The organism is Streptococcus sp. VTCC 12886 (assembly GCF_049893425.1).
GTDB classification, from domain to species: Bacteria; Bacillota; Bacilli; order Lactobacillales; family Streptococcaceae; genus Streptococcus; species Streptococcus suis_AA.
This window is the reverse complement of record NZ_JBMVJB010000030.1, coordinates 1-26,980: the sequence shown is the minus strand read 5'-3', so window position 1 is coordinate 26,980 and position 26,980 is coordinate 1. Positions and strand designations below refer to the sequence as shown.

The window sequence follows — 26,980 nt, the reverse complement described above, 5'->3', positions numbered from 1 at the left end:
AACCTCCTCTATAACATCTTTCGATTTGAACAGATTAAACGACTAGGGTTGAAATCATGGGCTTAGTGCGCCCAAAATTTGGGAAATAGCCTTGAGTAAGACTCACAAACAAAAATTTACAAGAAATAAACTGTAGATTGAAGATAAACTTGACGCTCTAGATGCTCTACTGGTGTTTTTAGAGGTTCCCTGGTATATTGAAACCCTCTATCGCTGTGAAATATAGGCTTCGCTGCGGGATTCTTTTCAATGGCTTTGTCAAATGTTTTGAAGACTAGCCGATTGTCATTTCGACCACTTATGACAAAAGCAATAGGATAGCGGTCATATAAATCAAGTATGGCACTAAGATAGAGTTTCTTATGGGAGTTAGGAATCTTAAACTCTGTAACATCTGTTACCCATTTTTTGTTCGGAGCAGTTGTATAGAAGTTTCTTGCCAACTTATTTTCTGCAGTTTCTTCAGGTTTAACAGTCTTGTATTTTTTCTTTTTCTTACGGATAACGGCGTGAATATCGAGCTTTTTCATAATTCGGTGAATTCTCTTTTTTGAATAGTTCGTATGATTGAAATGATTGATCCAATCGGTCATTCTTCGGTATCCCAAGATATGTGAAAAATGTTCGTCATATTCTTTAATTAACTCCGCAATTTCGCTGTTTAATTGTTCTTGTTCTGGAACTATTCTATGTTTCCATTTATAAAATGCAGACCTCGTAATGCCGAGCTGATGACACATCCAGCTAATGCCCCAACCTTTATTAGTGTTGAAGTCTTCAATCGCTAAGTATTTTGATTCGTGGCGCTGTTTGCCTAGCCTCACATCCTTCCGAATTCTTTCACTTTTTTTAAGAGTTCAACAGCCATATCCTTTTCTTCTAACTGACGTTTTAAGCGCACATTTTCTCTTCGTAAACGTTCTAATTCATCAACCTCATCATCTAGTTTGTGATGACCCCTTTTGTCAACTAAACCTTCTTCACCATCACTGTCATACTTTTTCACCCACGAATACACTTGGCTATAAGAAACATCATAAAGTGACGCCGTTTCCTTATAATTGCGATTGTGTTCAATACAATAGTTGACAATCTCTTTGCGTTCATCAATAGTGGTTTTACGTCTTGCTTTTGCCATATAGACCTCCCATTTTGGATTGTAATCCTTAAGTTCTATATTGGCATTATACATCCTAATCCACTTTCTTAAAAGTCCTGAAGAAATATCATACTGATGACCTAAATCAATAGATGAAGCCTCACCACTAATACATTTTTCTACAAGTTCCATTTTAAATTCTTTTGAATAGGAACGGTTTTTTGTTTTCTTTGTAAATCCTAAAATCCCATATTTTTTATAGATGGCAGCCCAATCTTGAATCGTTCTTGTGGAAATATGGAGACAATTACATATCTCAGATCTGGAACGATTACCATTTATATAATCGAGACAAGCTTGTTCTTTCTCGTATGGGGTGAATCTTTCTCTTCTAGACATAAAAATACCTCTTAAGTAGATTTTAGGTATTTACCTTGTCTACTTAAGAGGTATCATATCAAACCCTTGGGTGCTTTGAAATATTGATATAAAGCCGTTCTAAACGTTTTGAGAACTGGCTAGCTTTACGTGCTTTCTTAAGACCTGGTTTGAAAAAAATATGTTTTGATAAAATTCAAAAGCCTTTAAAATCAGCGTTTTCACGAGTTTGCAATATAAATTATTTTATCTAATTTCAAGTAATTGTACTTGAATGGTGTGAATTTTAACCTAAAAATCATTGAATTGAGCTAACTAATATCTAAAATTCACACCATTGAATAATCTAATTTTTATTATGTTTTTTTGTAGAATACTCCCTTTATTTTTTCGTATAGAAAACAAATGAGAAAGACACTTGAGTATAAAACAAGCGTCTTTTCTATTATTCTAAAAACTAACTATGATGTAAATCTATTCCTATTCCTCCCCTTGCTTTCCCATTCGTTCTACCAATCCTGCAATTAAAAGAGGGATAATTGCAAAAAAGATTGTACCTCTTTCTCCCCAAATTAGCAATCCAACTGCCAATATAATTGAAATTATTGCTAAAGCAACAGCTACTTGATGATATATTTTTTTACTCATAACAATTAAACTCCTATCTATTAAATGTACTAGAGTATATTTTGGTTGATATTATCATAGAAACAACCGTTATTGTCATAATTAAGATACAGCTTGCAATTATTAGTAGAATAGCATTAGTATTGCTAATCCAAGAAATAAATACTAGACCAAAAGCTGTTTTCTGCAAAATGTAAACTGCTCCCATAATGAATACCAAAACCAGTATATTTACGACTGTGCTTCCAAATGTACCAAAGGCATAAACCGACGGAAGTAAGAATACTACATACATAATGCCAATCAATAAGCCAGCTATTGATATGAATATATGTATTTGTATACTGAATTGTTGAAAAATTAGAGCGGTTATAAGACTCAAAATCAGAGTTATAAAACTAACAAATATTATTAGAGAGATACAAAAAATGTACCTAGCTAGAACTATCGTTTTTTTGGAAATTGGGAAAACACCAACAAACCTGTTCCAACCACTTTCATAGTCAGAAACTAATAGACTGGTTGGTATAGATGCCAAGCCAATTGGTCCCATTATTGATAAAAAAATTGCTCCAGACTCTCTACCAAAAATTGTTATTAACAATAACGCACAGACAATTAACAATCTATTCGTCACACTTACTTTATTCAAAATAAGTTGAAAATCTTTATAGAGTAGTCCCTTCATCTATCCTCACTCCCTTTGCTAGAAATAATAATATTTCTTCTAATGTAGCATAGTCTTCACTATCAACTTCATTTTGTGATACGTCAACTAAATATTGAATAATGTTATCTTGAGACAACTTATATTTGATGTTTTTCAATGGCAAATGTGCTATTTCGGTTTTAATAGCGTAATGGTTAAGTAACTCACTCCTCTCGCCCTTTAGTAGAATTTTCCCATTTTCAATAAAAATAAAATAATCAGCGACTTGTTCCAAATCACTTAAAATATGCGAAGACAATAGTACAGTCATTCTATTATTATCTACATATTTTTTTAGTATAGTTAAAATCTCTTTTCTTACAATAGGGTCAAGCCCGCTTGTTGCTTCGTCAGCAATCAAAAGTTTAGGATGATGGGATAATGTGGCAGCAAAGTTTAGTTTTACAACCATTCCCCTTGAAAAATCTCCAATAGCTTTGTTAATAGGTAAGGCAAATTTATCAATTAAGCTGTAATAAAGTTCTTTATCCCAACTTGGATAAATCATTTTTAGCATTTTTTCAATTTGTTGAATTGAAAACGAATTTGGAAAATAATTTTGTTCTAAAATCACTCCTAGGTTAAGTTTTATTTGATATTCATCTTTATCAGAATCCAAACCTAAAATTTTCATATTACATGAGTCACTTTTTATTTGATTTAACAACAAATTCAGAAAAGTTGATTTTCCTGAACCATTTTCACCAATCAATCCAACAATACTTCCTTCTTGGATTTTTAAATTATTGATTTGTAGTTGAAAATCTGTATACCGCTTGCTTAAGTTTAGCACTTCTAATACTGGTTTTGTATTCATTTTTTACACCTCGCTAAGATTGCAATAGCATATACACAACCGTTAAGCTATTTCCAATTAGAATTACCAACGTCAATAGAGTATTAACTTTTTTAGATACATTGGCCTTTTTTAATTCAATAAATAATAATAAAGCTACTAAAACATAATTACCTAAACTCATTAGTAAAGTAAATAAATTTGTTATTGTGATAAATAGACTTGTTATCACAGAGATAGCACCTGTTATTGAATAAGATAATAGATAAATAAAATACAATGTATTTTTAAAATCATAGTTATCTATGTTTATGTCAGAAAATCTTATTATTATCTTCTTAATTATAAAATAGGTTATATTGGTATTTAAAATTAATACACCAGCTGTAATTACTAGTGAAATCACTATAAATAATAGTGTATTGAATAAGTTAAAGTGTATATTGTATTTTATTTGAAAGGTTTTTTCAGAAATAAAAATACTTCTAAGGATAAAGATAAATAATGAAATTGTAAATACAATGGGTAATTTATGCTTTTTATCCATTTTATTTCTCCTTAACTAATGAAATTAATCATGAAAGGGGTTATAAAGGTTTCAACCCCTGCCGCTAAAGCTAACAATAGGAAAGAGACTATAAAACGTTTAGTCACTTTTTTATTATCTTGGTTCTGATTCCTCATATTCATTATAGTATCTGATAAATATACATAAGAGCCTATTTCAATCATTCCATGTGGTAAAACTAGCAATAAATATGTTATTGACGAAAAGGAAGACAACAAAAGTCCCAAGACTACTCCATTAATGATAAAGAAAATATAGATAATTGATTCACCAAAGATATATGCTAATAATAACCAAATACTAGCAATTGAATTTTTTAAAAGTATTTGGATAAAATCTTCAAAGCCAAAAGCTACATTATAGTTTGAAATTACTTGCTTTTCAGAAGAAGTGGAAAAATAAAATACTATAAGAGCGGTTAATAAATAGGTCAAAATTAAATATTTTTTCCCTCTCATCCTTTCTCCCTTAGTAATCTAATTATTACTTACTTGAATTTTGAAAAATTGAGGAAGAATTTATCTCCCTCAATCCTCCAACAGTATTTAAGCACTTACGACACCAAAACCAGCTAAAACTGGTGCAACCCATGCTGGAAGTGTAATCCCAGCAATAATTGCAAAGGCATCAACAATTGAACCGCCAGCAGATACAAAGTCTACAATATCTTGGTACCATCCTGGAGCCAACCGAATACCAAATTTTCCACAAATCCAGTAGATATTTCCTACCGCAATAAGCATACCTACAGAAACGAGCAAACTAAATAGAAAAGTTTTTTCAATTTTATTAAGATTGAAGTTTAGTGATACATTGTTTCTCATAATAAACCACCTTTCCCAGTGCAATATAAAGCAGTATTAGTACATTCACAAATTCATCTTTTTGTTTTGGACTCCCATAATAACCATCTCTTTTCTTTTAGTATTAATATCTAGTATTATTATCCTTTAGAAAAATATTTTACTAGTATTAATTTCGATAAAGGATAATTGGTGTAACCGATTACACTATTATTCTAGCACTCTTTTATATATAACCTAGATAATTTCAAATAAGAACTTTAATTTACTATTATTTTCATATTTGAAAAAATACACCTTATTACTTATTTCGATTTATAATAATAGTAAAAGGAGGTTCTACCTTATGTTAAAAACAATTTTAAAAAGAATTATTTCTCTCGCTCTTGTCCTACCATTTTTCCTACTACCAATTTTATAAGCTATTATGAGCTAAAATGTTAAAAAGCTGCTAGATTTAAATCTAGTAGCTTTTTTATCAATGTAAAAATTGTTGTAGATTTATTCTTAAAAAAGAGGCAGCAATGGGATTACCTAGCTTTTCAATCATGTTTATATCATTATCTATTTTTTCAATGCTCTTTACATCACCATTGAGATAGTCTGATACTTGTTTTAAAACATGCAAACAAGTAATAGCAAACATATCTTGGTAATTCAATATTTCTTCTAATTTAGACATGAAATACCTCACATAGTAAATCTCTTTCCGCTCAATTAAAATTAAAATTAGATTCAAAAAGGCTATTTCAGCACTTTTTTTATGACTTGTAAGTGAGGAATATAATTTACTACGTTCTTCAAACGCTTTACCTAAAAAAATTAAATCGCTATCTGACAATATGGACATTGTATTACCAAATATATACAGTTCATATTCTGTCCATGCTTCAATCTCATATAAATAATTAGTTAAAAATTCTTTATCTTCATCAGTTATTAGAGAGCTGTTATCGAGGGAATGGATAGCTACTTTAATAACTAATAGGTTTAAACGATTATAAACATCAAAACTTTCGTATCCCTTATAAGTTACCAATAGCTTTTTTAAACCATCAATATCTTGTTTCGAGTGAAGCGCTGCTATTTTTTTTCCTAATTTAAAAAATTCAGGCTCTTGATAATTATTCAGTGCATATCCAAACTCTGAAAAGTTCATATGAATACCCGATATAGCTACTAATAGCTTATCAGACGAAAGCATCGTCTGACCATTCTCAAATTTAGATAATTGTGAGACAGACAATTTATCACTTGCAACATCTTTCAATTTTAAGCCTCGTGCAATACGTAACTCACGAAAAAGCTCTCCTAAATCCATTGATTCATTTGTATTCATCTGCATGTCTCCCTATTTTTTAGCTATTGATATAAAACTAAAAACTTAAATTCTCATGTATATCAGGCTTCACTTAACTCTTTCAAGTAATTTCATGTTTTACAAAATTAATTACTTTATAAATTTGTATGCTCAAATCGAATTACATCAATTTCTTTATCCGATTGTTCCTTATACAAAGAAATTAAATTTTCCGTTTTCCTTTGAATATCCTTTTCATACTTAAGTTGAATGAGTTCTATTTTATCTTCGTCAGACATGTTATTATTTTCAAGTCCTAACTCTTGATTCAGTTGTTCTTTTGTATAAGTTTTCTGTTCCACTTCTCGTTGAAATTGAGCATACTCAAAAAGATTTTCTAACAGTAACTCTTCTTCTGCCATACGAGCATAATGCCAATCATTAGCTAAGCGCTCCAAATGGTCTGCCCATTTCACATCCCCTTTCATCTCTCCAAACTCATTGTAAGGAAAAAGCGCATCCACATCAACTTTTAAAGCTTTAGCTATATCTTCAAGGCGTTCCCAGCTTGGGTCGGTAGTGCCTTTTTCGTAGTTAATAATCGTTTGTTTTGTGACACCAATAATCTTAGCCAATTCTTTTTGAGTCATTCCTGCTTTTAAGCGAGCTGACTTAATATCTAATTCTCCAGCTCGTAGAACAGTCGTATAATTATATAAAGGAGCCATTAGTATCTCACTTTCTAGGTAAAATATATTTTTACTTTTTGGGTTGACAGGTGAAATTTTGTTTTGTATAATAAAGATAATTCAAGGTAAAATAATTATTTACCTCTTGATTATATAATATTTTACCATAAAAGTAAATGAGACGAGACAAAAATGACACAGTTTTATGGTTATGCCCAAATAATTGAACTTGTTAAGGGATTGAACTCTATCTCTACACTAAAAAAATGGCGTTTAAAGATTGAACAACTCACAGGGACTACCTTTGAAGAAAGTCGAGTCCGAACTGGTAAACGTTCTTACAGTAAAATCTATCTCTTTACAGATGATGATATTGAAAAACTCCAACAAATTGCAGATACCAAAGGAAACCTTGGGCTTGATAAAGCAATCTTAAAAGCCTATGCACCGAGTAGAACCTCTCCCTTATCTATTAACCAAAAAGTCAATCGTTTAACTGTTCAATTAAAAGGGTTAAGTCAAAAAGTAACAGACTTAACACAACAGGAACAGGTATTAGCTATTCGTATAGAGCAGTTAAGAAAACAGATTGAAGTTTTAGAGAAATCGAAGAGGAAAAAATTATTTGGGAAGTGAGCACGGCTAGAAGCACAACGCCATGGGCGAGTGTGTAGAAACACGGTAGCCCATAATGGCGTGCCCGTGCTTGGACGGGCAATCTTCCCCAAAAATTAGTGCCCCGATACTAATAGGGGGTACGAACGTACACGAAAGTAGGGCTAAACCCTTGATACGTCTGGGGTTAAAGCCAATCAGTTGAAGTTTGCGCTGAAATTCCTTGGGGGAGTATGGTTCAAAGCTAATTCTGCGTACGTTTAGAAAAGATAACTACTTTAAAAAACACAAAGGAGAATACTATGACAAACTTAACACTAACTGACACAACACTTAAACTTGGCGAATTGAACCTTGATAAAAGTCAATTCATGCTACCTAAAAAAGTGGTAGTGCTTTCTGCTCGTATGAGTTATAAGTATCAAGAGGTAAATGGCGAACAAGTCCGAACAGACGAACCATCCAAACTAGTTTGTAGCGTTCAAGATGCGGATAAAATCAAAGTGTTAAAAGAAATGAACATTGCCATTGAAGAACTCAAAGCGATTACGCTTGAAATTCATGACAACCTCGACAAAATCACGAAATTGGCAGAAAATGACGGTTTACTTGATAAGACCGTTGAACTCGTCAATCCTCAAGTCCGTCTCATGTGGAACATGACTCGTAGTAACTGGTCTGGAGTAAAACTAGTGGCAAACGACCTTAAAATGACTGGTGACTAAGCATGGATAACAGCGTGAGGATTGACTACTTCGCTGTGACCATTAAAGATGTTCCACCAGAGGAGGTGTTAGAAGAGATACTCCTTATACCCCAAGACCAGTTTGCCCTTAATGCTTGGGGAATAAACAAGTATCAAAGCCACTATGCCTGTTCAGACATCAAAGTTTACTTTAACCAAGTCTTAGATAAGATGGGGGTCTATCTGGAACTCAAAGGACGAGGCTGTCGCCAATATGAGGAATTTATGGTGGGTAACGCTAACAACTGGGTAGCTCTGGTCACACGCCTTTACCGCTATCAGGTCAACTTTACCCGAATAGATATTGCCAATGACATCTACGATAAGGCTTTATCCGTTCAAACCCTCTACGCCTACTGTAAACGAGGCTTGTGTATTACAAGAGCACAATATATGGACTATCACGAGCGGTCAATCCTTGAAACAGGCGAACGGGTTGGTGAGACCGTCACCATAGGGGCACGAGGGAGCCAACAATGGTGTGTCTATAACAAACTCATGGAACAAAAAGGTAAAGGTAAAATCGTTGATGAGACAAACGCTTGGGTCAGAGCAGAACTCCGTTGTTGGCAAGGAAAAGCCAATATCATTGCTCACCAAATACACCTTAAAAGACCTCTGACAGCCATTTACTTTGAGGCAATCAACGGACACTACCGTTTTGTCAGACCAAATGGCAGGGACACAAATAAGCGCAGACGCCAACCCGTCAAATGGTGGCTGGATTACCTCAAGACGGAAATCAAAACACGGTTAAGCACTGAACGTACCAAGCCAACGCTTAGACAGTCAGAACGATGGGCGGAAAAACAAGTCTCAAAGACCTTAGCCAAACTCTATGTGGCTAAATATGAGGCAACAACTCTTGAAGGAGCAGACCAATTTCTCCAAGACCTCTTAAAACTGGGATTATCGAAATTTACCAACAGCGATGAAAAGGAGATTGACCAATATGTCCGTGAACACCAAAGTTCCAACACTTGGGGCATACAAAAAGACGACTTGCCGTAAACAAATCGCCTTAGAAATAATAACTACAAATATTATATCATGAAAGGACAAAAAAAGACTATGCAAGTGATTTTACCAGACGAACAAATTCATCAGCTACAACTGTTAATTAGCCGGCTTATAGAAAATGAAATAAAAAATAAATTGGATAGTAACAACATTGAAAGTCCATTCTTGAACAAGCAACAAGCTTGTAAGTATCTAGGAATTGCCAATAATACGCTTGATTCTTGGATAAAAAAGGGGTTACCAGTTATTCGAGTTGGAAAAACTGTCCGCTTTGATAGAATTGAACTCAATCACTGGTTACAAAATCAGTAGCATTATAACCGTGGTTTGATATAATTAAGCCACGGTATTTTTCTAGCTCAATTCAAAAAAGGAGAATACTATGTCAATTACAAAAACTAAAAATGGAACTTATCGCTTACGTATCTATGTCCCAGAAGAAGTTAAATCATCATTGGGAATTGATAAGAAAGTAATTGAAAAACGTTTCAAATTAAGGAGTGAAGCTAAAAAATACGAACTTGAATTACAAAACAGGATTGATAAAATTTTAAGCGGAGATGCAACCTCATTGGAAACAAATGGTTCAATCCTCTTTTCCGATTTTTATCACAATGTTTGGTGGGAATCCTATAAAGCAGGTCAAACAACATCTACTACAAAACCACCTTCACAAGCTACTATTGACGGTACAGAAATTGTCTTTAGAAAGCATATCCTACCCTTGCTTGGAAATTATTCTATTGATTTTCTCAATCAAAATAAACAAGTTGTTTTGAACCTATTGTCACAAAAAGCAGAAGAATATGCCAACTTCAAGGTCATCAGAAGTTATGTTAACTCTATTTTTGATTGGGCTGAGGAATTAGAATATATCGAAACTAATCGTCTCTCTAAAACCATTAGCCGTATTAAAGCGACTAAAAAAATCAAACTACAAGAGGCTAAAAATGATGAAGATTTGTATCTGTCACAATCAGAACTACAAGCTTGGTTTACAGCTTTTGAAGAAGATTTAGAAAATGACAAACTCCTGTTCAAAGATTATGTGTTATTCTATACAACTTTTTTCTTAGGAGATAGAAAATCTGAAAGCTATGCCTTACAATGGAAGCACATTAACATCAAGAAACAAGAAATTCAGTTAGTGAAAGCCTTGGATAAGTATAAAAATTTAAAATCAACTAAGGGTAATAAAAAGACGACTTTCCATATTCCCATTGAGCTAGCTGATTTACTCCATGCTTGGAAAAAGCAGCAAAAATTGGAATTAGCAAAGTTCAATATTATTCAATCTGATGAACAGTATGTCTTTACTTATATTGACACAAAAGGAAACGTTAATAGTCCCTTACATGCTGATTATCTTAATAATAAGATGAAGTCAGTCGAACGCCGTCATAAGGAACTAATACACGCTACACCTCATAAATTACGTCATACGGGGGCAACTCTTGCCAAACAATCTGGCACATCACTAGAAGCCATTTCAGAGGCTCTAACGCATAGCGACACTTTTACAACTAAGACCTATGTCAATACTTCAAATGTCGTTCCAATGGCTGTTGGAGAGATTGCTTATCGTAACTTAAAAAAGTAATGGTGTGAATTTGGTGTGAAAAGTGGTGTGAATTTTACTTAAAAGACATCAAAAAACACTCCATGGTGTGAACCATGAAGTGCTTGAAACGTTGATATAATCGTGTTGATTAACGTTTTGAGAATTGTGATGCTTTACGAGCTTTCTTAAGACCTGGTTTGGAAAGTATGAGTTTCAGTTAGACTAAAAACAGCGTAATATCAAGGATTTTAAAAACGATATCTACTTTTTAATTTCATAAAATTTGAATCAATATTTTTTAAATAGGGGAATATTTTAGTTTTGTAAAGAATAAATAATTTCTTTATAAACTTTATTATATCAGCATTCTTTACCATTTTTTAAATTAGGTAGAGAAAAAGGAAGAACATAAAATAATAGCTAGAGTTCCAAAAAAATAATTAATTGAGCTAACTTATACACAAAAGTTCACGCCAATTATTCATTCCTTAATAGACATGATTTTTTGATATTGAAAAATAATCGTTGGTGATCATAATTCATACAAATATGGAGAAATCAAGTATTCCTTAATCTCAAATATTCATCCTTAGCTTTATCAAAATTACTAAAAAATTTGTTGATCATTTTATCATCGGCATTCAATTGTCTATCCATAAAGTACAAATCAATAGATTCAAGTGCTTTGCTTGACAAAAACATTAAGAAGTTCTTATTTGCAATTTGGTCTAGTCTACTTTTGACTAAATCAATTTGACTAGCTATCAATGGTTGAATTAAAATAATTCTGTTCTTCTTTACTAACAATAAATTCACATCATCATTCTTTACAATGTTATAATACCCATCCCTATACTCATCATTTATATACTTTAAATTTTCACTAATTGGACGAGTCATGAAAACAAACACATCATACTCTATTCGATCCAAAATTTCAAAGGATAATTTTGAACTAGTCGTTACAGTTAAATCAAATTGTTTTATCAATTGATTAAGCAGAATCATGGCTGACAACATCTCATTTACATCTTGGATAATTACCATTTTCGTTTCATTGATGAGGTTAATGGCCCAAGATGTAAAATAATTTTGAGTAATTATCTGAGCATACTTATAATTTTCCTTTTGATCTAGGATATTATTTGCATCTAACAATTTAATTGGGTTCAAAAATAAATTTTCTGTGGGTCTAAATATAGGCAAACTCGGGTAAGCCATCAGAACTTCATCCTTAAATATACTTTCATCTGTCTCAACTCCAGACTTGCTTATGAGCATCAACATGTCTAATGAATATTTTTTACCTAATAATCTCTCAAAAATTTGATGATAAGCATCCAATGAATTATAATCAGACGAATTAGCAATTTTTAGAGTCTCATTTAGTGATTCTATATCAAGTGTTATGCAATTTCTTTGTGAATCATAGATTAGATTATTTAGAATCATTTGAAATCTCTTGTTAGGATTTAGCTGTTCATTTGTTGTCATATCTGAATCGATATCAGTGATCTTTTGCCATTTTTCAAAACTAAATTGTTTAATATCAATTGAAAAACTTAAAAAAAGAATCCTATCTATCAATTCATGAAGTTTATCCGTATTTTTGGTAGCATTAATTTGTTTTATATGGAGAGTTCCAAGAACACCGTTTGAATTTCTCCTCATTGCATCGAAGTAATTGTAATATTTTTTATTGCTATATCTGAATTTTTTTAGATAGTCATCATACTCACTTTCATCCAGTTTAGAAAGTTCATCAACTATTTCATTGTACGTTGCAGCTTGTTCTTGCATTTTACTAAAATATTTCTGCAGATGGTCGAATAATGGCTTACTTCTCCTTAATCCTGGATGATCTAAGAGCTTACTCCACATTCGATAAAAAGTCCCAAAAATGCTAAAAACAAAACTTTTATAATGAGTAGATTCATGTTTAATTATTGAAGTAGGTAACAAATTTTTAAAATTACCTTCTTCAATTTTAAAACCCTCTCTAAAGTTATAACTACCGTACTCTTTACTACTCACGGCTATTCCCCCAAATATTTTATCAATTTAATGAATCATCTGCTTAAGTTATCAACACATATACAGCAAGCTAATTTATATCTAAAAATTCACACTATTGATTCAATCCCTTTAAACAACAGATAAGAATCATTTGATTAATGTTTTTTTAGATGTGTCACATCAATTTCAGTCTTTTTTCACTTATAGTATATAATAGAAAAAAATGCAGGTCAACTATGCAGAAAGATACCATTTTACGTTAAGAAGAATATAGTGTCCATGTGGAGAGAATGAACAATCAACTTCTTTCAGAAAAACAACTATTTTTAGGAAAGATAACAACTCCCAATTAGGGTATATTATTTTAGCATTCATATTGTAAAATATATAAATCAAATCTTCATACTTAGGTAGTGTAAAATAAGTTGTGTAAACACAAAAAGGAATAAATCCGTTATAGTAGAGTTGCAAAACATTACTAGAAAGAGACTTATTCCTATGACTCAGTTTACCACAGAACTACTTAACTTCCTAGCCCAAAAGCAAGATATTGATGAATTTTTCCGTACTTCTCTTGAAACAGCTATGAATGATCTGCTTCAAGCAGAGTTATCAGCCTTTTTAGGGTATGAACCTTACGATAAATTAGGCTATAATTCTGGGAATAGTCGTAAAGGAAGCTATGCACGGAAATTCGAAACCAAATATGGGACTGTTCAGTTGAGCATTCCTAGAGATCGTAATGGGAACTTTAGTCCAGCTTTGCTTCCCGCTTATGGACGTCGAGATGACCACTTGGAAGAGATGGTTATCAAACTCTATCAAACCGGTGTAACGACTCGAGAAATTAGTGATATCATCGATCGAATGTAAGGGTATCACTATAGTCCTGCCACAATTTCTAATATCTCAAAAGCAACTCAGGAGAATGTCGCTACTTTTCATGAGCGAAGCTTAGAAGCCAATTACTCTGTTTTATTTCTTGACGGAACCTATCTTCCATTAAGACGTGGAACCGTTAGTAAAGAATGTATTCATATCGCACTAGGCATTACACCAGAAGGACAGAAGGCTGTTCTTGGATATGAAATCGCCCCAAATGAAAACAATGCTTCTTGGTCCACCCTGTTAGACAAGCTTCAAAACCAAGGAATCCAACAGGTTTCTCTTGTAGTGACCGATGGCTTCAAGGGGCTTGAACAGATTATCAATCAGGCTTACCCATTAGCTAAACAACAACGTTGCTTAATTCATATTAGTCGAAATCTAGCTAGTAAAGTGAAACGAGCAGATAGAGCGGTTATTCTGGAGCAATTTAAAACGATTTATCGTGCTGAAAATTTATAAATGGCAGTGCAAGCTTTAGAGAACTTTATCGCCGAATGGAAACCAAAGTATAGGAAAGTCATGGAAAGTCTGGAGAATACGGATAATCTTTTAACTTTTTATCAGTTTCCCTACCAGATTTGGCATAGCATTTATTCGACAAACCTCATTGAGTCTCTTAACAAAGAAATCAAACGTCAAACGAAAAAGAAGGTTCTTTTTCCTAACGAGGAGGCTCTGGAACGTTACTTAGTTACTTTGTTTGAAGATTATAATTTCAAGCAAAGTCAACGAATCCATAAAGGGTTTGGAAAATGTTCTGACACACTTGAAAGCTTATTTGATTAACACTCCATAACTCTAATTGAGTGTTTACACAAAATTATTGACAGTATCAAAAAACTCATAACCATCCTTGATAATCGCCGTCAAACCACTATTCGAGACTACTTTTTGAAGTATCCATTGAAAGTACGCCAAAAGGTACAGTTTATCACGATGGATATGTCAGGAGCTTACATTCCATTGGCTCGCAAACTCTTCCCTAACGCCAAAATCGTTCTTGATCGATTTCACATTATCCAGCACCTTAGTCGAGCCTTTTTAAAGACAAGAATTGCCTTTATGAACCAGTTCGATAAGAAGTCACTACCTTATCGAGCTTTAAAAAATCACTGGCGACTCTTCCAAAAGGACAGTCGTAAGCTATCTCTCAACTCCTTCTATTCAAAGACCTTCCGACAAACTTTAGTACCACATGAAATCATTGAGAAGACATTGGTCTTTTCAGAAGAGCTCACCGACTACTATACTCTTTATCAGCTTTTGCTTTTTCACTTTCAGGAGAAGAGAGTAGATGAGTTCTTTGAGTTAATAGAGGAGAAAATGAGCAAGATCAATCACTACTTTCAAACGTTCTTTAGAACTTTTCTTAGACACAAGCAATACATCAAGAATGCGCTAGAAACAGACTATTCAAACGCGAAACTCGAAGCGACTAATAAGTTGATTAAAGACATCAAACGGTTGGGCTTCGGTTTTAGAAACTTTATCAACTTTAAGAAGCGTGTCTTCATCACTCTGAACATAAAAAAAAGAGAAGACCTATCAGGTCCTCTCTAGATGTTAGCTTTTCGTCACCCACTATAGTTGACAAGGAGCCGAATTATATAATGACGTTGGTTGGAGTGCGTATACTCAAGATTTGGAAGTATTAAAGCAAGCTATATTACAATCGTTAGATGTTATAACTGTTTGGAATGACGATAAATTATTAGGGCTTATTAGGGCTATTGGAGACGGATTAACGATTGTGTATATACAAGATATACTTGTTTTGAATGCTTATAAGAATAAGGGTATTGCAAGTGAATTATTGCAAAGAATATTAAATAAATACAAAAATGTTCGTCAAAAAGTTCTTTTAACTGAAGAAGCTTCTGGTGTTAGATATTTTTATGAAAAGAATGGTTTCGAATCCTGTGATCAGGGATTGTTAGTTGCGCTTGCTAAAATGAACTAAATTGTGATTTTGAGAGTGGCTTAGCCACTCTTTTTTTGTTTTGGCTTTATTGAACGAAAAAAATTGATAAATTTTTGAGTGAATTATCGCCCATTTTTTGAGCGGATTTTTTTGTGATTGGCACAAAAAAAGGTGTTTTTTGACACGAAGTGTCAATTTTTGCGCTAGCAAAAACAAGCCTCGCAGAGCCCACACTTTACAAGGTAGTAGGGTTCTCCCTTCCTACTAGGAGAACTGCTATTTTTCTGCGCCTATTATCCGGCTAGAAAAACCTCCGGCGGGCTATTGCATAGCGAGCGCATTTCATGCAGAACTCTACCCGAGTAGGGCAAGCTGATGTTAGCTTAACCACAAAAAGAGCTGACCATAATATAATCAGCTCTTAAAAATTTATACAGAAACTACTTCTGATAACTTATTAGCAATATCTTCCATAGTTTCCTCTGAAGTATTTAATCCACTACGAGAGGCAAGTAATGGACTTACATCATAAAGTTCTTCAAATGTTACACCATCTAAAACTGGAATTAATTGATCGCGAGACAGCAGAGCAGAAAGTTCTTTATCCGCTATTCCGTTGCCTTGAATTCTTTTAAGAAATGATGTAGTAACTAATACAATACCAACACGAGAAGCAGCCAGACCTTTATCAATCTCTCTAAGTAAATTAGTGCCCAAAAGAACTTCATTTTCACTAAACCAAACAGACGTGCCATTTTCCACAAGTAAATCAGTTAGATTTTTGGCAGTAGTTTTTCTATCTTCCCAAGCATGACAAAGGAAAATATCTTTTAAATCAGCTGTAGCTCTTTTTTCAACTTCATTACGCAATGGAGTAAGAGTTTTAATTTCTGCTGGAGTATACAAAATAGTAGAATCAGCAGATGACCATTTCGCTCTAATTTTATTACCAGAACTTGAAGAAACTGTTCTGTTTGTAGAAGGACTTGAATAACTTCTACTATAATCGCTGTTACCACTATAGCCATTATAAGAACTATAACCTCCTCTTCGTCCACATACAGGGCAATTAGCCCTCGCATCTGCAGACCTATGTCCATTAACTGGTGCAGTACATTGTGCCATAAAAAATTAATCTCCTTTATTTATTATCATTAATCAAAAGATAATTGACCCTTAAAATAAAACGGACTCACGTTTTCTTGAATAGCGTTTAATAATTCATCAACTTTTTCTTTTGAAGCGTGAAGCATTTCTGTACGAAAATGCATACGGTCATTCTTACTTACAAAAACAGGTTCTGTTGCAAAGTATTCAAAGCCATGGATAAACAGTTCTCAAATTATCCAGAACTTATGAAAAGTGGTTGGAGAGATTGAGTTCTTACAGAATTACTCTAATAATATTTAAACTAAACTGGATCACAAATATTAAGTTACATGATTCCTAACGTTAAGTCAAGTTTTTAGAGTAACAAACGTAGAATTTTAATCTATTTATTTTAAGCACTTACCTTTTCAAATTGATTAGGTGTAAGATACCCTAAACTTTGATGGATTCGTTTTGAATTATTACCAAGCAAGTATAGAAAACGTCATCGGTTCATGCTTTATTTGTATGATATACTAGTTGATATATTGGTCAAAGCTGATAAATATCAATTAGGTTGTTTTAATGGAAATTGGAACAATTGACACAGTTTTTGCGACTTTAGTCGCTTACAAATATGACCACAAACTGACAGAGTCACTTACCTAAAAATATTAATCAATACGATTATCTCAATATTCTCATTTTCATGGATGTTTGACAAAGTTTTTTTGTAAATCTAGATGTTATTTTAATCTCTACCTTTTTCTCTAAATTTTAAAAAATAGTAAAGAAAGCGGATATAATAAAGTCTATTAGGGTACTATTTAATTTTTACTGAAGTGAAGTAAGCATTCAATACGAATCAATACATAAGAAAAACGCTGATTTCAAGCGTTTTTTCTTTTTGCAAAATGCAGTATATTGCATTGTTAACCTTAAACAAGTTATTTTTTTATATATTTTTTTCATAATAAGTTTGTTGTCGCCAGCTATCGCTACCACTCTCATAACCGATCTTAATGTATTTTCTCTTAACTTTCTTTTATTATTGATTTCGCTTTTTTTATATGCCACCTCTTATAGATACTTGGTTCATATGCGACTCAAAATTGTCAATAATTTTACCGGATATATATTAGACAAATGCTTCAGAGCAAGTTTATCTAATATTGGTCAATTTAAAATGGACACTGATATCTCTAGATATTTTTGGAATCTTTTTGGAGCATCTAACGGAATAATTAATAGATATTTTTTACGATTTGATTTTACTTATCTTATCAGTTCACCACGTTGCATCTTCATTTTTAAGCCCTTTTTCACATGTGCAGATGTATTTTCTACTTCTTGCTGTGCAACAGAACTAAGAATGGTTAGAAGTAATTCTCCATCCATAGTAAGGGTATCAATGTTCTCTTCCTCAAAATATACTCCAATTTGCATATCCTTTAACATTCTGACATACTTCAAAGTATCTAAGGTGTTTCTTGCAAATCTAGCAATTGCTTTTGTTACAATATAATCAATTTCTCCATTTACACAATCATTGATTAAGCGTTGAAAATCTTGTCTCTTTCCTACTTGAGTTCCTGAAATCCCCTCATCTGCGTAAATATCTGCTAGTTCCCAATCTGAACGCTGAGAAATGTAATCTTTATAATGTCTCACCTGAGATTCATAACTATTCTTCTGATCATCGCTATCAGAACTAACTCGACAATAGGCAGCAACCCTTTTTAAATGTCTTTCTACATTGACACCTCTACGTCGAACTAAAGAATCTGCTTTTATTATTTCAACATTATTTTTTTTCATACTGAAATTCCTCCTTTTTATTCTATATTACCGCGTTCAAATAAAAAGGTCAGCTATTTTGTGTACTTAATACGCAGTCTGTTTCTGATTTTTTCGTATTCATTTTTAGACAACAATTCTTTAGAGTATAAAAAATTAAGCATTGATAACTGCAGACTATATTTTACAACTGATTGTTCCAAAACTTTCCCTCCTGATAACTTGTAATTTTATAATTTCCTCCGTGGGTATGACTGGTTAATTCATTCATGGGCATCTCACCCACTGTCCTTTTACGATGGCAGCCTGAACGTTCAGAAGTATCATTGTCCTTATTTGTGGTTATGGCAGATAGAGAACCACTCTATTTTATAGCTAATAATTTTCGCTCCTATCACGGCGTATCTCACTAAATTGCTCGACAAATAAGAAAGTCCCACCTCGGTTTATTCAATTGTCAATGAACAAATCAAGGAGAGACTATTTTATTTTATGTTTTATCCTATCTGGATAATCTGTTAACCCTAATAGGTAATCTGTACTAACGTTATAGAGTTTAGAAAGTTGCACTAGAACATCTGCCGTTAAGGCAACCTCTCCTCTCTCAATTTTTGCATAATTTGTATGAGAGAAGGAAAGTAAATTTGCAACAAACCTTTGAGTGAAATCATGATCCTCTCTCAAATCCCTTATCCGTTGGTACATCTAGCTTTCTCCTAAGAAAAGTATATGTCACTTTCAGAAAAAAGCTGGGAAATTGTCATAATATGACAGTAATTATTGCGTCATTCCTGTAATTATGATAATAGCTCGTGCAAATTTATCATTTAATTTTGCAAAAAAGTTGTTGTTCTATTCTTTACGTAAATCAGGCTTACTATCATTTCAAGAACAAATCGAAAATCAGCATAGCGATTATTTTATGGATCTGAGTTTCATTTTATCTACTATGTTGAAGAACTACACAAAAAATTTATCATCACGTTATTCATTATTCTCCAATTTCTTAACAGTTAACCAATAAAAAATGAAACTATACAAGGAGTTCACTGTAATAAATAACATAAACTCTAAAAATGACATATCATTCAATGCCCTACTTCGTAAACCAATCATCGGCTGAGAATATGGAAATAATTGATTAATAAAACCACCTAGCATAATAAAAATAAAACCTGAGAAGGAACCAATTGCTGCAACTCCAACCGATTTAGCAAAATTCCTAGTTTTTGCCATAAGATAACTGTGAATCATCAAAACAGAACTTGAACCAATAACTGATAATATTGTAGCTCTCAAAAATAATAATAAATCTTCTATCTGAAATGGAATTTGACTAAGATAAAGAGTTAATAAATAGATAGCAAACAGCACTGCTTGAACTACAGATACCAAGAACAAAGCTAATAAAAACTTACTTAGTACCATCTTCTTAACTGATGCTTGATTAGCTCGTAGCATTTCAAGTGTTTTTCGTTCAAATTCAGGAAGGATAATTAGACCTGAGAATATAGCTAACATAGCTGGAAAAAGTAACTGCCCGTTATAAAAAGTCAGCTGTCCCCAAAGAACTCTACTCATCTGTTCTTCAATCAACACATCGTAGTTCAAGAAAAAATTAGCTAATCCAATAAAACTGGACAAAGCAAGAAAAATAAGACCAATAGCTAAAATAACTACTTTACGATTCTTAATCCACTCAGCTTTAAAATAATCAATCATAGTTTTCCTCCTTCTTTTTAACCACTACTTTACGATTCTTAATCCACTCAGCTTTAAAATAATCAATCATAGTTTTCCTCCTTCTTTTTAACCACTACTTTACGATTCTTAATCCACTCAGCTTTAAAATAATCAATCATAGTTTTCCTCCTTCTTTTTAACCAATAGGTACTTAATAATAAAATAGACAAATATACAATAAAATAGATAGATAAGATAGTTGAGTGGTACACTCTTGTCCCAAACAAATATGTAATCTAATTTATCTCCAGAATGTAAAACTTTTATGCGATAAAGTGCAAGAAAACTTGAACCCCCGAAAGGAAAGATTAGATTTAACCATTTAGATGCTTCGGATAGAACCATCCCTAAAAACCCTGATACAAATCCAATTCCTAAAACCATACCATGTTTTTCTAATATCATAGATAGAAATAGAAAAAAAGTAATTAAAGTAAAACTAGACATCGTCAAACCTACAACTTGTAATAGTAAATTTGAAACAGCAACATCTATACCGTATCTAACAGCATATAAATATACAATCAATACTTGTACTACATTCAAAAATAGAAAAATAGTATTCGTAAAAATGAGCTTTCGTTTGAAAATGGTTATAAGATTTATATTATTCGCTTCTTGTAGTTTAAATGTATTTCCTTCTTTTTCGTTACTAACAATTCGGGATACAAAAAGACTAATCGCAATTGGTAAAAAAATAGGAGTAGCTTGTAAATTATTGAAAAATAATCCAATTGTCCTTAACTTTGGTACACCTATGCTTCTTGATGCTGCTAGTAATGACCAAGTTACTGCTACAAACATCATCAAAAACGATATCATAAATGATTTTGTTCGTTTACTCTTCAATAATTCGATTTGTAATACCTTTATCATTTTAAGCCTCCTTCGTTAACGAAAGGAAAATATCTTCTAGGGTCTCACTTTCTCTAACCACTCGGAAAATACGGTATCCGTTTTCTGTCAAATAGCTCACCACATTAGCTAATTGATTATTATCAATATTACTTAATTTTACATGACTTGTGGATGCACCCAAAATTTCTACAGTCCCTAGTTCAACTAAAGTGTGAACAATATTACTCTGTGAAAAATCACCACCAATCTCAATCCAGGTATTTGATTTAATAGCTTCAATTTCTCCTTCATAAACTAGACGACCATGATTGATAATACCCACTCGATCTGCAATGTGTTCAATTTCTGGAAGAATATGACTAGAAATAAAGACTGTCAGACCTTTTTCTTTGGCTAACTCAACAATCAATTCACGAATTTCATGAATACCTGCTGGATCAAGACCATTAGTAGGCTCATCTAATAATAAGATTTTAGGCTTTTTTACTAATGCAAACGCTAAAGAAAGACGTTGTTTCATACCTAGAGAATAGGCCTTAACTAATTTTTTTCGATTTTTTTCATCAGCTAATCCAACAAGTTCCAATGTTGGCCAGATATTATTTTCATCAAATCCCACCATTTTTTGAAACACTAATAAATTTTCGTAACCTGTTAAATTAGGATAATATGAAGGCTCTTCTATCATAGATCCAATCTGACTCAGGTAATTTTTGTCTTTTCGAATGTCTTTTTTATTAACAAAAATCTCACCTGAAGTCGGATCTACAAGGGATAGAATCATTTTCATCGTTGTCGTTTTCCCAGCACCGTTTGGCCCTAGAAAACCATAAATTTCTCCCTCCCGTACAGTAATTTTTTCAATATCTACAGTAGTAATATCTTTGTAAACTTTTTTTACTTTTTTCAGCTCAATAATATTATTCATCATCATTATCCTTTAGCAATCTATTTTATTAGACTACTCCTTTCTTTACATTAATAATTGTACCTGTTCATCTTAAAGATAACATTAAGAATGTATAACGCAAGTCTCAAATTTTTGAATTAATAAAATTTCTATAGTTTTCGTTACTTTCCATAAGATTAATATGTGTATCCTTATAAACATCACCCATTTCGTTATCTATGTATATAACATAGTCAACATAGTCGACAATATCTAGATGATGACTAACAATCAACATTGTCCTTTCAGAGTATTGACTGTTCTGATGAATATTAAGATAGATTCTATTTTTACTTTGTTCATCAAGATTACTGAAAGCTTCATCCCAGAAAATAATAGAGTTTTTTTTCAATAAAGACTTAGCAATTAACATTTTTTGAATCTGTCCTCCAGATAAATTTTTCCCCTGTTTCAATAACTTTGAATGAATTTTATTTGGTAACTGGGCAATAACCTCATCAGCTGAAGTAACTTCTTGAATTGATTCAATAATTGTTGTTTCTTTTTCCATAGTTTTCCTCTTTCTAAAATTTCTTAACTTATGAGCAACATGTAGCAAGAAATGCCCATGTATTTAGGTGACATTCATGTGAGATGGTTTTAAATACGCCATTTTTTCCTGAACCGATAATTTGGTCAAGCTCTTCAAGACTAACTTCTTGAATTGATTCAATAATTGTTGTTTCTTTTTCCATAATTTATCCTTTTCTTAATTTTATTTGAGTGCCGTTCTTATTTTGAGACTAAGTGTCTTTATCTTTGTTACAAGTAAAATTTACAAAGTTGACTTTAAGATATATTAAAGAAATCATAAAGTTATTTTAAAGATTTTAAATCTTTGATTTTACCCATACCGTTAAAATAAAATCCTTTATGATATAATTAAAAAATTAAGGAGGTATTTATATGAATTTTGAAACACAGTTATTAAACAAACGGATATTAATAATAGATGACGATGTCTCACTTAGTCAATCTATCAAAGAGGTATTAGTCAATAGAGGATTTAAAAATATTAGTAACGCTTATAGTATTAGCGAGGGCATTGATATTTTTTCTGTATCCAAGATTGATTTCATCATATTAGATGTAATGTTACCTGATGGTGAGGGGTATTTACTTGCCAAATATGTTAGAAAAATTTCTGATATTCCAATATTATTTTTAACAGCAAAAAATAATCCTGATGATGAAGTTAAAGGCCTTGGATCAGGTGGTGATGATTTTGTCACTAAACCATTTCTCCCGAAAACCTTAATATATCGTATCATTGCTCTATTAAGAAGAGCATACAAAAATGAATCCGAATTAATTACATTGTCTTCTTGTACCATTGATTTAAATAATGCAAGTGTAAATAAAAATGGAAATCAACTTTCACTAACTCCTACTGAAATACAGATACTACGAAAACTATACAGTAATAAGAACTACATTGTTTCAACAGAAACAATTTGTGATACTATTTGGGGACTTGATAGTTCTGGATATGAAAAGTCATTAATGGTACACATTCGAAATATAAGAGAAAAAATAGAATCAAGCCCTTCTAAACCGGATCATCTTATTACCGTTAAAGGTCTTGGATATAAGCTTGTTGTCTGAGGTAACGGAGTTTTTAATGAATATTTTCAAAAAAAGCGTATTAAAATTTATTCTTTCATTTTTAACCATCATATTTATTGATATTTTTCTATTAGTTATCACTACAAATTATATTCGTAGTCAACAATCAGCTATGGATATTATAAAAACAGTTTCCTCCAACATCATCCCTGAAAATAATACTTATAAAGTTAGTTTAAAAGGAAAAGAACTAATCGAGATGAATAATTTATGGGTCATGATCATTGATCAAGATAGCGGGAAGGAAAAATTTAATATAAATAAACCTACTAATATAAAAAGTAACTTTGATTATGCTGATGTTATCAGGTTCTCTCGATACTATTTAGAAGATTATCCTGTCTTTACCCAAATTAATGAGGAGCAGAAAGATATTTACATTATTGCCTTTCCAAAAGACAGCATTATTCGATATGGTAATAATTACTTTGATTTAAAGAGAGTTCAAATTTTTCCAATTCTTATTCTAGCTATAATTTTTGTCAATTGCTTATTTTGTTTATTTCTATATATGTATAGTATTACGTTCTTAAATCGTAATATACAACCCATTATCAGTGCAATTGGTAACTTACCATTAGGTTTAAATAAGCAGGTTGACTCAGTCAAAGAGTTAGATCGATTGACTTTAGCAGTTAATTCCGCCAACAGGAAATTACGTGAAAATGAAGAGTTTAAGGAAAATTGGATTTCCGGAATAGCACATGATATAAAAACTCCACTTTCAGTTATCGTGTCCAATACATCTTTAGCTATCGAAAAAACAGATAATGAAAATCTTCTAAAACATCTCAAACCCACTTTAGTTGAGAGTCATTACATCCAAAATTTATTGAACGACCTCAATATTTTTGCAAGATTAACAAATGGTAATTTCAAATTGAACTTGGAGATTGTTGAAATTATTCCTTTCTTTAAAGAAATAATTATTCAAATTATTAATCAAGAAATTTGGGAAGAATTTAACTTTGAGTTTTCACACGATTCCAACCTCTTTAGAAAAAAAATGTATGTTGAAAAGGCCCTCATTTCTCGAGTTATCCATAACTTAATCTATAACTCAGTACTTCATAATAGATCAGGATGCAAAATTAGTATAATTCTAGAATGTACTTCAAATAATGAATTTTCTATAACAGTTCTAGATAACGGAGTAGGGGTTTCTCCTGATAGACTCAAGAGTATTAGCATCTCTAATATTGAAGAATTTAATTTTGACATATCAGGCGTTAGAAGAAGTGGTATGGGATTAAAAATTTCTAAACAAATTATTAATCGACACGGAGGCAGTTTTATTATTACAAGTCAGCAGAATAAATATTTCCAATCGAAAATCATACTTCCACTCAAAAAATAATCTACTTCACAGAATTAATAATTAATATTTTAGAGAATCTCTATTAACTCAAATTTAGTTTGTTGAGATTTCCTTATATTTATTCTATCTGAATACCATCCCGTAATTTTGAACCTACATCTCTCCTAGCATTCAACACTTTCACAAACCTTTCCAACCTTCTAGCTAGTCCCTCATACTCATCAAGATAATGACCTAGCTCCTTTTGTAATACTCCTATTTCCTCATTTACCTGTTCTAATGAAATTGATTCGGTTAAATTTAGCTTTGAAAAATCATACCTTGCTAGTTTTTGACTGCTCAGTTCAGCACCCTTCAGATTGATAAATACTTCCGCCATCTTGTTTAAGGTGGCGATTTTTTCGTTTGTTTGAGTCAGTTTTATATCTAGCTCTGCTATTTCTGCGACTAGTTCGTCTTTAATGTCTTGGTATTTCTTATCAGTTTCAGTTAATTCAATCAAGAGGTTAATCTCAGAAATCTTTTCTTGTAGACTCTCAACTGTTGGTCGTCTATATGGTATCATCCGACTATCATTAGTTAGCTGTCTAATTAAGGTCCGTCCTTTTATGTAACGGTTCATCTCAGAATTTTCTTTGTTATAGATAAAGTATGAGGTTGTCTCACGGATATAGACTTTATATTTTTTATGATTTTCTTCTTCCATAATATCCAATTGATAGTTGGGAATGAAAATAAGACCACTCTGCTTAATACCAAAAGACACCTTGATAAAAATGCCCTCATCAACTAACCTCTCAATTTGATGTTCCACAAGTTCAACTTCAAACTCATGGATGGTATCTCGTTGCCCCTTGTATTTCTTGAAGGCTTCCTCACTCTCTTCAGTGGATACCTTCTCCTTATCTCGTTCTTCTTGAAAAGCATGGTACAGTTTCTGTAGATTTTCTAATCCATCTGAAACACCAACTTCCTTATTTTTAAAATAATCTTGAAAAAAATTGACATCATATAATTTCTTGTCACTTATTTTTTTATGACTCAGACTGGATTGATTTCCATTTTCTTCAAGTATAAAAATTACATTTTTTTGTTTTAAGTCAATGGTTAGATTCAATTCTTTTGCTTTTGTTAGTAACTCTTCTAAAGAATTGACACGGTTCAACAAAAATTCTAAACGACTTTCAATCTCTTGCTTGGCAAAGTGTGTACGAAAAAATTCTTCATCATATAAATCTCGTTTGCTGAGTTGGCGCCCTCGAATTGGTTTTGTCATTGCTCTATCCGTCATCATGAACCGACTATGCTTCTGACTAAAATCAATATGAACATGTAACTGCACCGCTTTTTCTAAAAAATCATCAAAGGACTTTGACTGTTGCATCAAAAAATAAAGACGTTGCTTTAATTCAAATTTATGACTAGACTGCCTATATTTTTGATAGTCACGATACGAGTAACGCTTCTCGATAATTTTTGCCCCTGCCATTTTAGAAATGCGGTCTGAAATCATACGAAGGTTTCGTTCCAAGGCATAATTCCATATCAACTTTTTATCTGAATTGCGGTCAATAGCATTGATTAGGATGTGATTATGAACATGATCTTTGTCTGTATGAGTCGCTACGATGAAACGAAAACGGCCCCCTGTTAATTCCATCATGGTCTCATAACCAATGCGGTTAATTTCTTCAGGTGTCAGATTATCCTCAGGAGAAAATTATTGGATGAGGTGATGAGCATGAATATTTTGTTGGTGTTTTTCTTGTCGGTCATTTCTAGATTCGGGTGACCTGATATAATTAAGTTGTAACACCTGTGTATAGTTTGGTAAAATACATACATAATCCAAGGAGATGTTACAA

Annotated in this window: 25 protein-coding genes and 5 pseudogenes; 10 read left to right on the top strand and 20 right to left on the bottom strand. The window is 32.3% G+C overall.

The features are described 5' to 3' along the window. Nucleotides 1-116: 116 nt before the first annotated feature. The 10 genes from ACPC57_RS09040 to ACPC57_RS08995 form a co-directional block, all read right to left on the bottom strand. Entirely contained in the window at nucleotides 117-824 is a 708-nt protein-coding gene (locus ACPC57_RS09040) for an IS3 family transposase (protein ID WP_434066795.1), read from the bottom strand. Beyond that, nucleotides 821-1,498: a helix-turn-helix domain-containing protein gene (locus ACPC57_RS09035; RefSeq protein WP_071519552.1), complete on the bottom strand. Its 678-nt coding sequence runs from the start codon at nucleotides 1,496-1,498 to the stop codon at nucleotides 821-823. The genes ACPC57_RS09040 and ACPC57_RS09035 overlap by 4 nt, the downstream gene beginning before the upstream one ends. Nucleotides 1,499-1,957: 459 nt before the next feature. Beyond that, nucleotides 1,958-2,125, bottom strand: a complete 168-nt coding sequence (locus tag ACPC57_RS09030; RefSeq protein ID WP_020992799.1) for a hypothetical protein — start codon at nucleotides 2,123-2,125, stop codon at nucleotides 1,958-1,960. A gap of 13 nt (nucleotides 2,126-2,138) precedes the next feature. Next, nucleotides 2,139-2,792 (bottom strand): ABC-2 transporter permease, encoded by a 654-nt coding sequence (locus ACPC57_RS09025; RefSeq protein ID WP_000677415.1) that lies wholly within the window; start codon nucleotides 2,790-2,792, stop codon nucleotides 2,139-2,141. Next, nucleotides 2,773-3,630, bottom strand: coding sequence for an ABC transporter ATP-binding protein (locus tag ACPC57_RS09020; RefSeq protein ID WP_001093359.1), 858 nt, complete (start codon nucleotides 3,628-3,630; stop codon nucleotides 2,773-2,775). Before ACPC57_RS09020 ends, ACPC57_RS09025 begins: the two co-directional genes overlap by 20 nt. A gap of 13 nt (nucleotides 3,631-3,643) precedes the next feature. Further along, complete coding sequence (locus tag ACPC57_RS09015) at nucleotides 3,644-4,156, bottom strand: hypothetical protein (RefSeq protein ID WP_061599689.1); 513 nt, start codon at nucleotides 4,154-4,156, stop codon at nucleotides 3,644-3,646. Between the two features lie 11 nt (nucleotides 4,157-4,167). Further along, the gene (locus ACPC57_RS09010) at nucleotides 4,168-4,635 is read right to left on the bottom strand and encodes a stage II sporulation protein M (RefSeq protein ID WP_434066794.1); all 468 of its coding nucleotides are present in this window, start codon (nucleotides 4,633-4,635) and stop codon (nucleotides 4,168-4,170) included. Nucleotides 4,636-4,722: 87 nt separating this feature from the next. After that, nucleotides 4,723-5,001: a class IIc cyclic bacteriocin gene (locus ACPC57_RS09005; protein ID WP_106100268.1), complete on the bottom strand. Its 279-nt coding sequence runs from the start codon at nucleotides 4,999-5,001 to the stop codon at nucleotides 4,723-4,725. Between the two features lie 457 nt (nucleotides 5,002-5,458). Continuing rightward, a complete protein-coding gene (locus tag ACPC57_RS09000; RefSeq protein WP_434066793.1) occupies nucleotides 5,459-6,319 on the bottom strand; it encodes an Rgg/GadR/MutR family transcriptional regulator in 861 nt (286 codons plus the stop codon). A gap of 116 nt (nucleotides 6,320-6,435) precedes the next feature. Continuing rightward, nucleotides 6,436-7,008: a helix-turn-helix transcriptional regulator gene (locus ACPC57_RS08995; RefSeq protein ID WP_008808384.1), complete on the bottom strand. Its 573-nt coding sequence runs from the start codon at nucleotides 7,006-7,008 to the stop codon at nucleotides 6,436-6,438. A gap of 153 nt (nucleotides 7,009-7,161) precedes the next feature. Between ACPC57_RS08995 and ACPC57_RS08990 the strand changes: the two genes are divergently transcribed. The 5 genes from ACPC57_RS08990 (at nucleotide 7,162) to ACPC57_RS08970 (ending at nucleotide 10,949) form a co-directional block, all read left to right on the top strand. Next, the gene (locus tag ACPC57_RS08990) at nucleotides 7,162-7,605 is read left to right on the top strand and encodes a hypothetical protein (protein WP_434066792.1); all 444 of its coding nucleotides are present in this window, start codon (nucleotides 7,162-7,164) and stop codon (nucleotides 7,603-7,605) included. A 281-nt stretch (nucleotides 7,606-7,886) separates the two neighbouring features. Continuing rightward, nucleotides 7,887-8,309 (top strand): hypothetical protein, encoded by a 423-nt coding sequence (locus tag ACPC57_RS08985; RefSeq protein ID WP_045768735.1) that lies wholly within the window; start codon nucleotides 7,887-7,889, stop codon nucleotides 8,307-8,309. Between the two features lie 2 nt (nucleotides 8,310-8,311). After that, a complete protein-coding gene (locus tag ACPC57_RS08980; protein ID WP_434066791.1) occupies nucleotides 8,312-9,340 on the top strand; it encodes a replication initiation factor domain-containing protein in 1,029 nt (342 codons plus the stop codon). A gap of 60 nt (nucleotides 9,341-9,400) precedes the next feature. Then, nucleotides 9,401-9,661, top strand: a complete 261-nt coding sequence (locus ACPC57_RS08975; protein ID WP_061599972.1) for a helix-turn-helix domain-containing protein — start codon at nucleotides 9,401-9,403, stop codon at nucleotides 9,659-9,661. Between the two features lie 70 nt (nucleotides 9,662-9,731). Continuing rightward, nucleotides 9,732-10,949, top strand: a complete 1,218-nt coding sequence (locus ACPC57_RS08970) for a site-specific integrase (protein WP_111679105.1) — start codon at nucleotides 9,732-9,734, stop codon at nucleotides 10,947-10,949. A 519-nt stretch (nucleotides 10,950-11,468) separates the two neighbouring features. Here the strand turns inward: ACPC57_RS08970 and ACPC57_RS08965 are convergent. After that, nucleotides 11,469-12,944 (bottom strand): hypothetical protein, encoded by a 1,476-nt coding sequence (locus ACPC57_RS08965; RefSeq protein ID WP_252562997.1) that lies wholly within the window; start codon nucleotides 12,942-12,944, stop codon nucleotides 11,469-11,471. Between the two features lie 480 nt (nucleotides 12,945-13,424). On the opposite strand from ACPC57_RS08965, the pseudogene ACPC57_RS08960 reads away from it, so the two are divergent. The 3 pseudogenes from ACPC57_RS08960 to ACPC57_RS08950 all read left to right on the top strand — a co-directional run. Beyond that, nucleotides 13,425-14,600 (top strand): annotated as a pseudogene (locus ACPC57_RS08960) (IS256 family transposase). A 51-nt stretch (nucleotides 14,601-14,651) separates the two neighbouring features. After that, nucleotides 14,652-15,374, top strand: a pseudogene (locus tag ACPC57_RS08955) (ISL3 family transposase); the annotation flags it as partial. Between the two features lie 43 nt (nucleotides 15,375-15,417). Further along, nucleotides 15,418-15,774, top strand: a pseudogene (locus tag ACPC57_RS08950) (GNAT family N-acetyltransferase); the annotation flags it as partial. Nucleotides 15,775-16,164: 390 nt separating this feature from the next. Here ACPC57_RS08950 and ACPC57_RS08945 read toward each other — a convergent pair. The 8 genes and pseudogenes from ACPC57_RS08945 to ACPC57_RS08910 all read right to left on the bottom strand — a co-directional run bounded on the left by ACPC57_RS08945 (nucleotide 16,165) and on the right by ACPC57_RS08910 (nucleotide 22,866). Beyond that, a complete protein-coding gene (locus ACPC57_RS08945) occupies nucleotides 16,165-16,860 on the bottom strand; it encodes a TIR domain-containing protein (RefSeq protein WP_252562996.1) in 696 nt (231 codons plus the stop codon). A 1,245-nt stretch (nucleotides 16,861-18,105) separates the two neighbouring features. Next, nucleotides 18,106-18,642, bottom strand: a pseudogene (locus ACPC57_RS08940) (recombinase family protein); the annotation flags it as partial. 459 nt (nucleotides 18,643-19,101) lie between these two features. Continuing rightward, nucleotides 19,102-19,326, bottom strand: coding sequence for a helix-turn-helix domain-containing protein (locus tag ACPC57_RS08935; RefSeq protein WP_014294844.1), 225 nt, complete (start codon nucleotides 19,324-19,326; stop codon nucleotides 19,102-19,104). Between the two features lie 279 nt (nucleotides 19,327-19,605). Further along, nucleotides 19,606-20,343, bottom strand: a complete 738-nt coding sequence (locus tag ACPC57_RS08930) for an ABC transporter permease (protein ID WP_014294845.1) — start codon at nucleotides 20,341-20,343, stop codon at nucleotides 19,606-19,608. Between the two features lie 132 nt (nucleotides 20,344-20,475). Continuing rightward, complete coding sequence (locus tag ACPC57_RS08925) at nucleotides 20,476-21,240, bottom strand: ABC transporter permease (RefSeq protein ID WP_434066790.1); 765 nt, start codon at nucleotides 21,238-21,240, stop codon at nucleotides 20,476-20,478. A 1-nt stretch (nucleotide 21,241) separates the two neighbouring features. After that, on the bottom strand, nucleotides 21,242-22,150 hold the full coding sequence (locus ACPC57_RS08920) for an ABC transporter ATP-binding protein (RefSeq protein ID WP_014294847.1): 909 nt from the start codon (nucleotides 22,148-22,150) through the stop codon (nucleotides 21,242-21,244). Between the two features lie 106 nt (nucleotides 22,151-22,256). Next, nucleotides 22,257-22,730, bottom strand: a complete 474-nt coding sequence (locus ACPC57_RS08915; protein ID WP_434066789.1) for an ATP-binding cassette domain-containing protein — start codon at nucleotides 22,728-22,730, stop codon at nucleotides 22,257-22,259. Further along, nucleotides 22,711-22,866: a lacticin 481 family lantibiotic gene (locus ACPC57_RS08910; protein WP_277837733.1), complete on the bottom strand. Its 156-nt coding sequence runs from the start codon at nucleotides 22,864-22,866 to the stop codon at nucleotides 22,711-22,713. Before ACPC57_RS08910 ends, ACPC57_RS08915 begins: the two co-directional genes overlap by 20 nt. A gap of 211 nt (nucleotides 22,867-23,077) precedes the next feature. On the opposite strand from ACPC57_RS08910, the gene ACPC57_RS08905 reads away from it, so the two are divergent. Both ACPC57_RS08905 and ACPC57_RS08900 read left to right on the top strand, forming a co-directional pair. Then, the gene (locus tag ACPC57_RS08905; RefSeq protein WP_277837732.1) at nucleotides 23,078-23,776 is read left to right on the top strand and encodes a response regulator transcription factor; all 699 of its coding nucleotides are present in this window, start codon (nucleotides 23,078-23,080) and stop codon (nucleotides 23,774-23,776) included. Between the two features lie 16 nt (nucleotides 23,777-23,792). Continuing rightward, the gene (locus ACPC57_RS08900) at nucleotides 23,793-25,154 is read left to right on the top strand and encodes a sensor histidine kinase (RefSeq protein ID WP_001019996.1); all 1,362 of its coding nucleotides are present in this window, start codon (nucleotides 23,793-23,795) and stop codon (nucleotides 25,152-25,154) included. A gap of 79 nt (nucleotides 25,155-25,233) precedes the next feature. Here ACPC57_RS08900 and ACPC57_RS08895 read toward each other — a convergent pair. Further along, nucleotides 25,234-26,904 (bottom strand): annotated as a pseudogene (locus ACPC57_RS08895) (SAG1250 family conjugative relaxase); the annotation flags it as partial. Between the last annotated feature and the right edge of the window lie 76 nt (nucleotides 26,905-26,980).

Excerpts from the sequence above, each read along its gene's own strand:
- ACPC57_RS09035 (WP_071519552.1), bottom strand. The coding sequence starts at position 1,498 with ATGTCTAGAAGAGAAAGATTCACCCCATACGAGAAAGAACAAGCTTGT.
- ACPC57_RS09030 (WP_020992799.1), bottom strand. The coding sequence starts at position 2,125 with ATGAGTAAAAAAATATATCATCAAGTAGCTGTTGCTTTAGCAATAATT.
- ACPC57_RS09025 (WP_000677415.1), bottom strand. The coding sequence starts at position 2,792 with ATGAAGGGACTACTCTATAAAGATTTTCAACTTATTTTGAATAAAGTA.
- ACPC57_RS09020 (WP_001093359.1), bottom strand. The coding sequence starts at position 3,630 with ATGAATACAAAACCAGTATTAGAAGTGCTAAACTTAAGCAAGCGGTAT.
- ACPC57_RS09015 (WP_061599689.1), bottom strand. The coding sequence starts at position 4,156 with ATGGATAAAAAGCATAAATTACCCATTGTATTTACAATTTCATTATTT.
- ACPC57_RS09010 (WP_434066794.1), bottom strand. The coding sequence starts at position 4,635 with ATGAGAGGGAAAAAATATTTAATTTTGACCTATTTATTAACCGCTCTT.
- ACPC57_RS09005 (WP_106100268.1), bottom strand. The coding sequence starts at position 5,001 with ATGAGAAACAATGTATCACTAAACTTCAATCTTAATAAAATTGAAAAA.
- ACPC57_RS09000 (WP_434066793.1), bottom strand. The coding sequence starts at position 6,319 with ATGAATACAAATGAATCAATGGATTTAGGAGAGCTTTTTCGTGAGTTA.
- ACPC57_RS08995 (WP_008808384.1), bottom strand. The coding sequence starts at position 7,008 with ATGGCTCCTTTATATAATTATACGACTGTTCTACGAGCTGGAGAATTA.
- ACPC57_RS08990 (WP_434066792.1), top strand. The coding sequence starts at position 7,162 with ATGACACAGTTTTATGGTTATGCCCAAATAATTGAACTTGTTAAGGGA.
- ACPC57_RS08985 (WP_045768735.1), top strand. The coding sequence starts at position 7,887 with ATGACAAACTTAACACTAACTGACACAACACTTAAACTTGGCGAATTG.
- ACPC57_RS08980 (WP_434066791.1), top strand. The coding sequence starts at position 8,312 with ATGGATAACAGCGTGAGGATTGACTACTTCGCTGTGACCATTAAAGAT.
- ACPC57_RS08975 (WP_061599972.1), top strand. The coding sequence starts at position 9,401 with ATGCAAGTGATTTTACCAGACGAACAAATTCATCAGCTACAACTGTTA.
- ACPC57_RS08970 (WP_111679105.1), top strand. The coding sequence starts at position 9,732 with ATGTCAATTACAAAAACTAAAAATGGAACTTATCGCTTACGTATCTAT.
- ACPC57_RS08945 (WP_252562996.1), bottom strand. The coding sequence starts at position 16,860 with ATGGCACAATGTACTGCACCAGTTAATGGACATAGGTCTGCAGATGCG.
- ACPC57_RS08935 (WP_014294844.1), bottom strand. The coding sequence starts at position 19,326 with ATGTACCAACGGATAAGGGATTTGAGAGAGGATCATGATTTCACTCAA.
- ACPC57_RS08930 (WP_014294845.1), bottom strand. The coding sequence starts at position 20,343 with ATGATTGATTATTTTAAAGCTGAGTGGATTAAGAATCGTAAAGTAGTT.
- ACPC57_RS08925 (WP_434066790.1), bottom strand. The coding sequence starts at position 21,240 with ATGATAAAGGTATTACAAATCGAATTATTGAAGAGTAAACGAACAAAA.
- ACPC57_RS08920 (WP_014294847.1), bottom strand. The coding sequence starts at position 22,150 with ATGAATAATATTATTGAGCTGAAAAAAGTAAAAAAAGTTTACAAAGAT.
- ACPC57_RS08910 (WP_277837733.1), bottom strand. The coding sequence starts at position 22,866 with ATGGAAAAAGAAACAACAATTATTGAATCAATTCAAGAAGTTAGTCTT.
- ACPC57_RS08905 (WP_277837732.1), top strand. The coding sequence starts at position 23,078 with ATGAATTTTGAAACACAGTTATTAAACAAACGGATATTAATAATAGAT.
- ACPC57_RS08900 (WP_001019996.1), top strand. The coding sequence starts at position 23,793 with ATGAATATTTTCAAAAAAAGCGTATTAAAATTTATTCTTTCATTTTTA.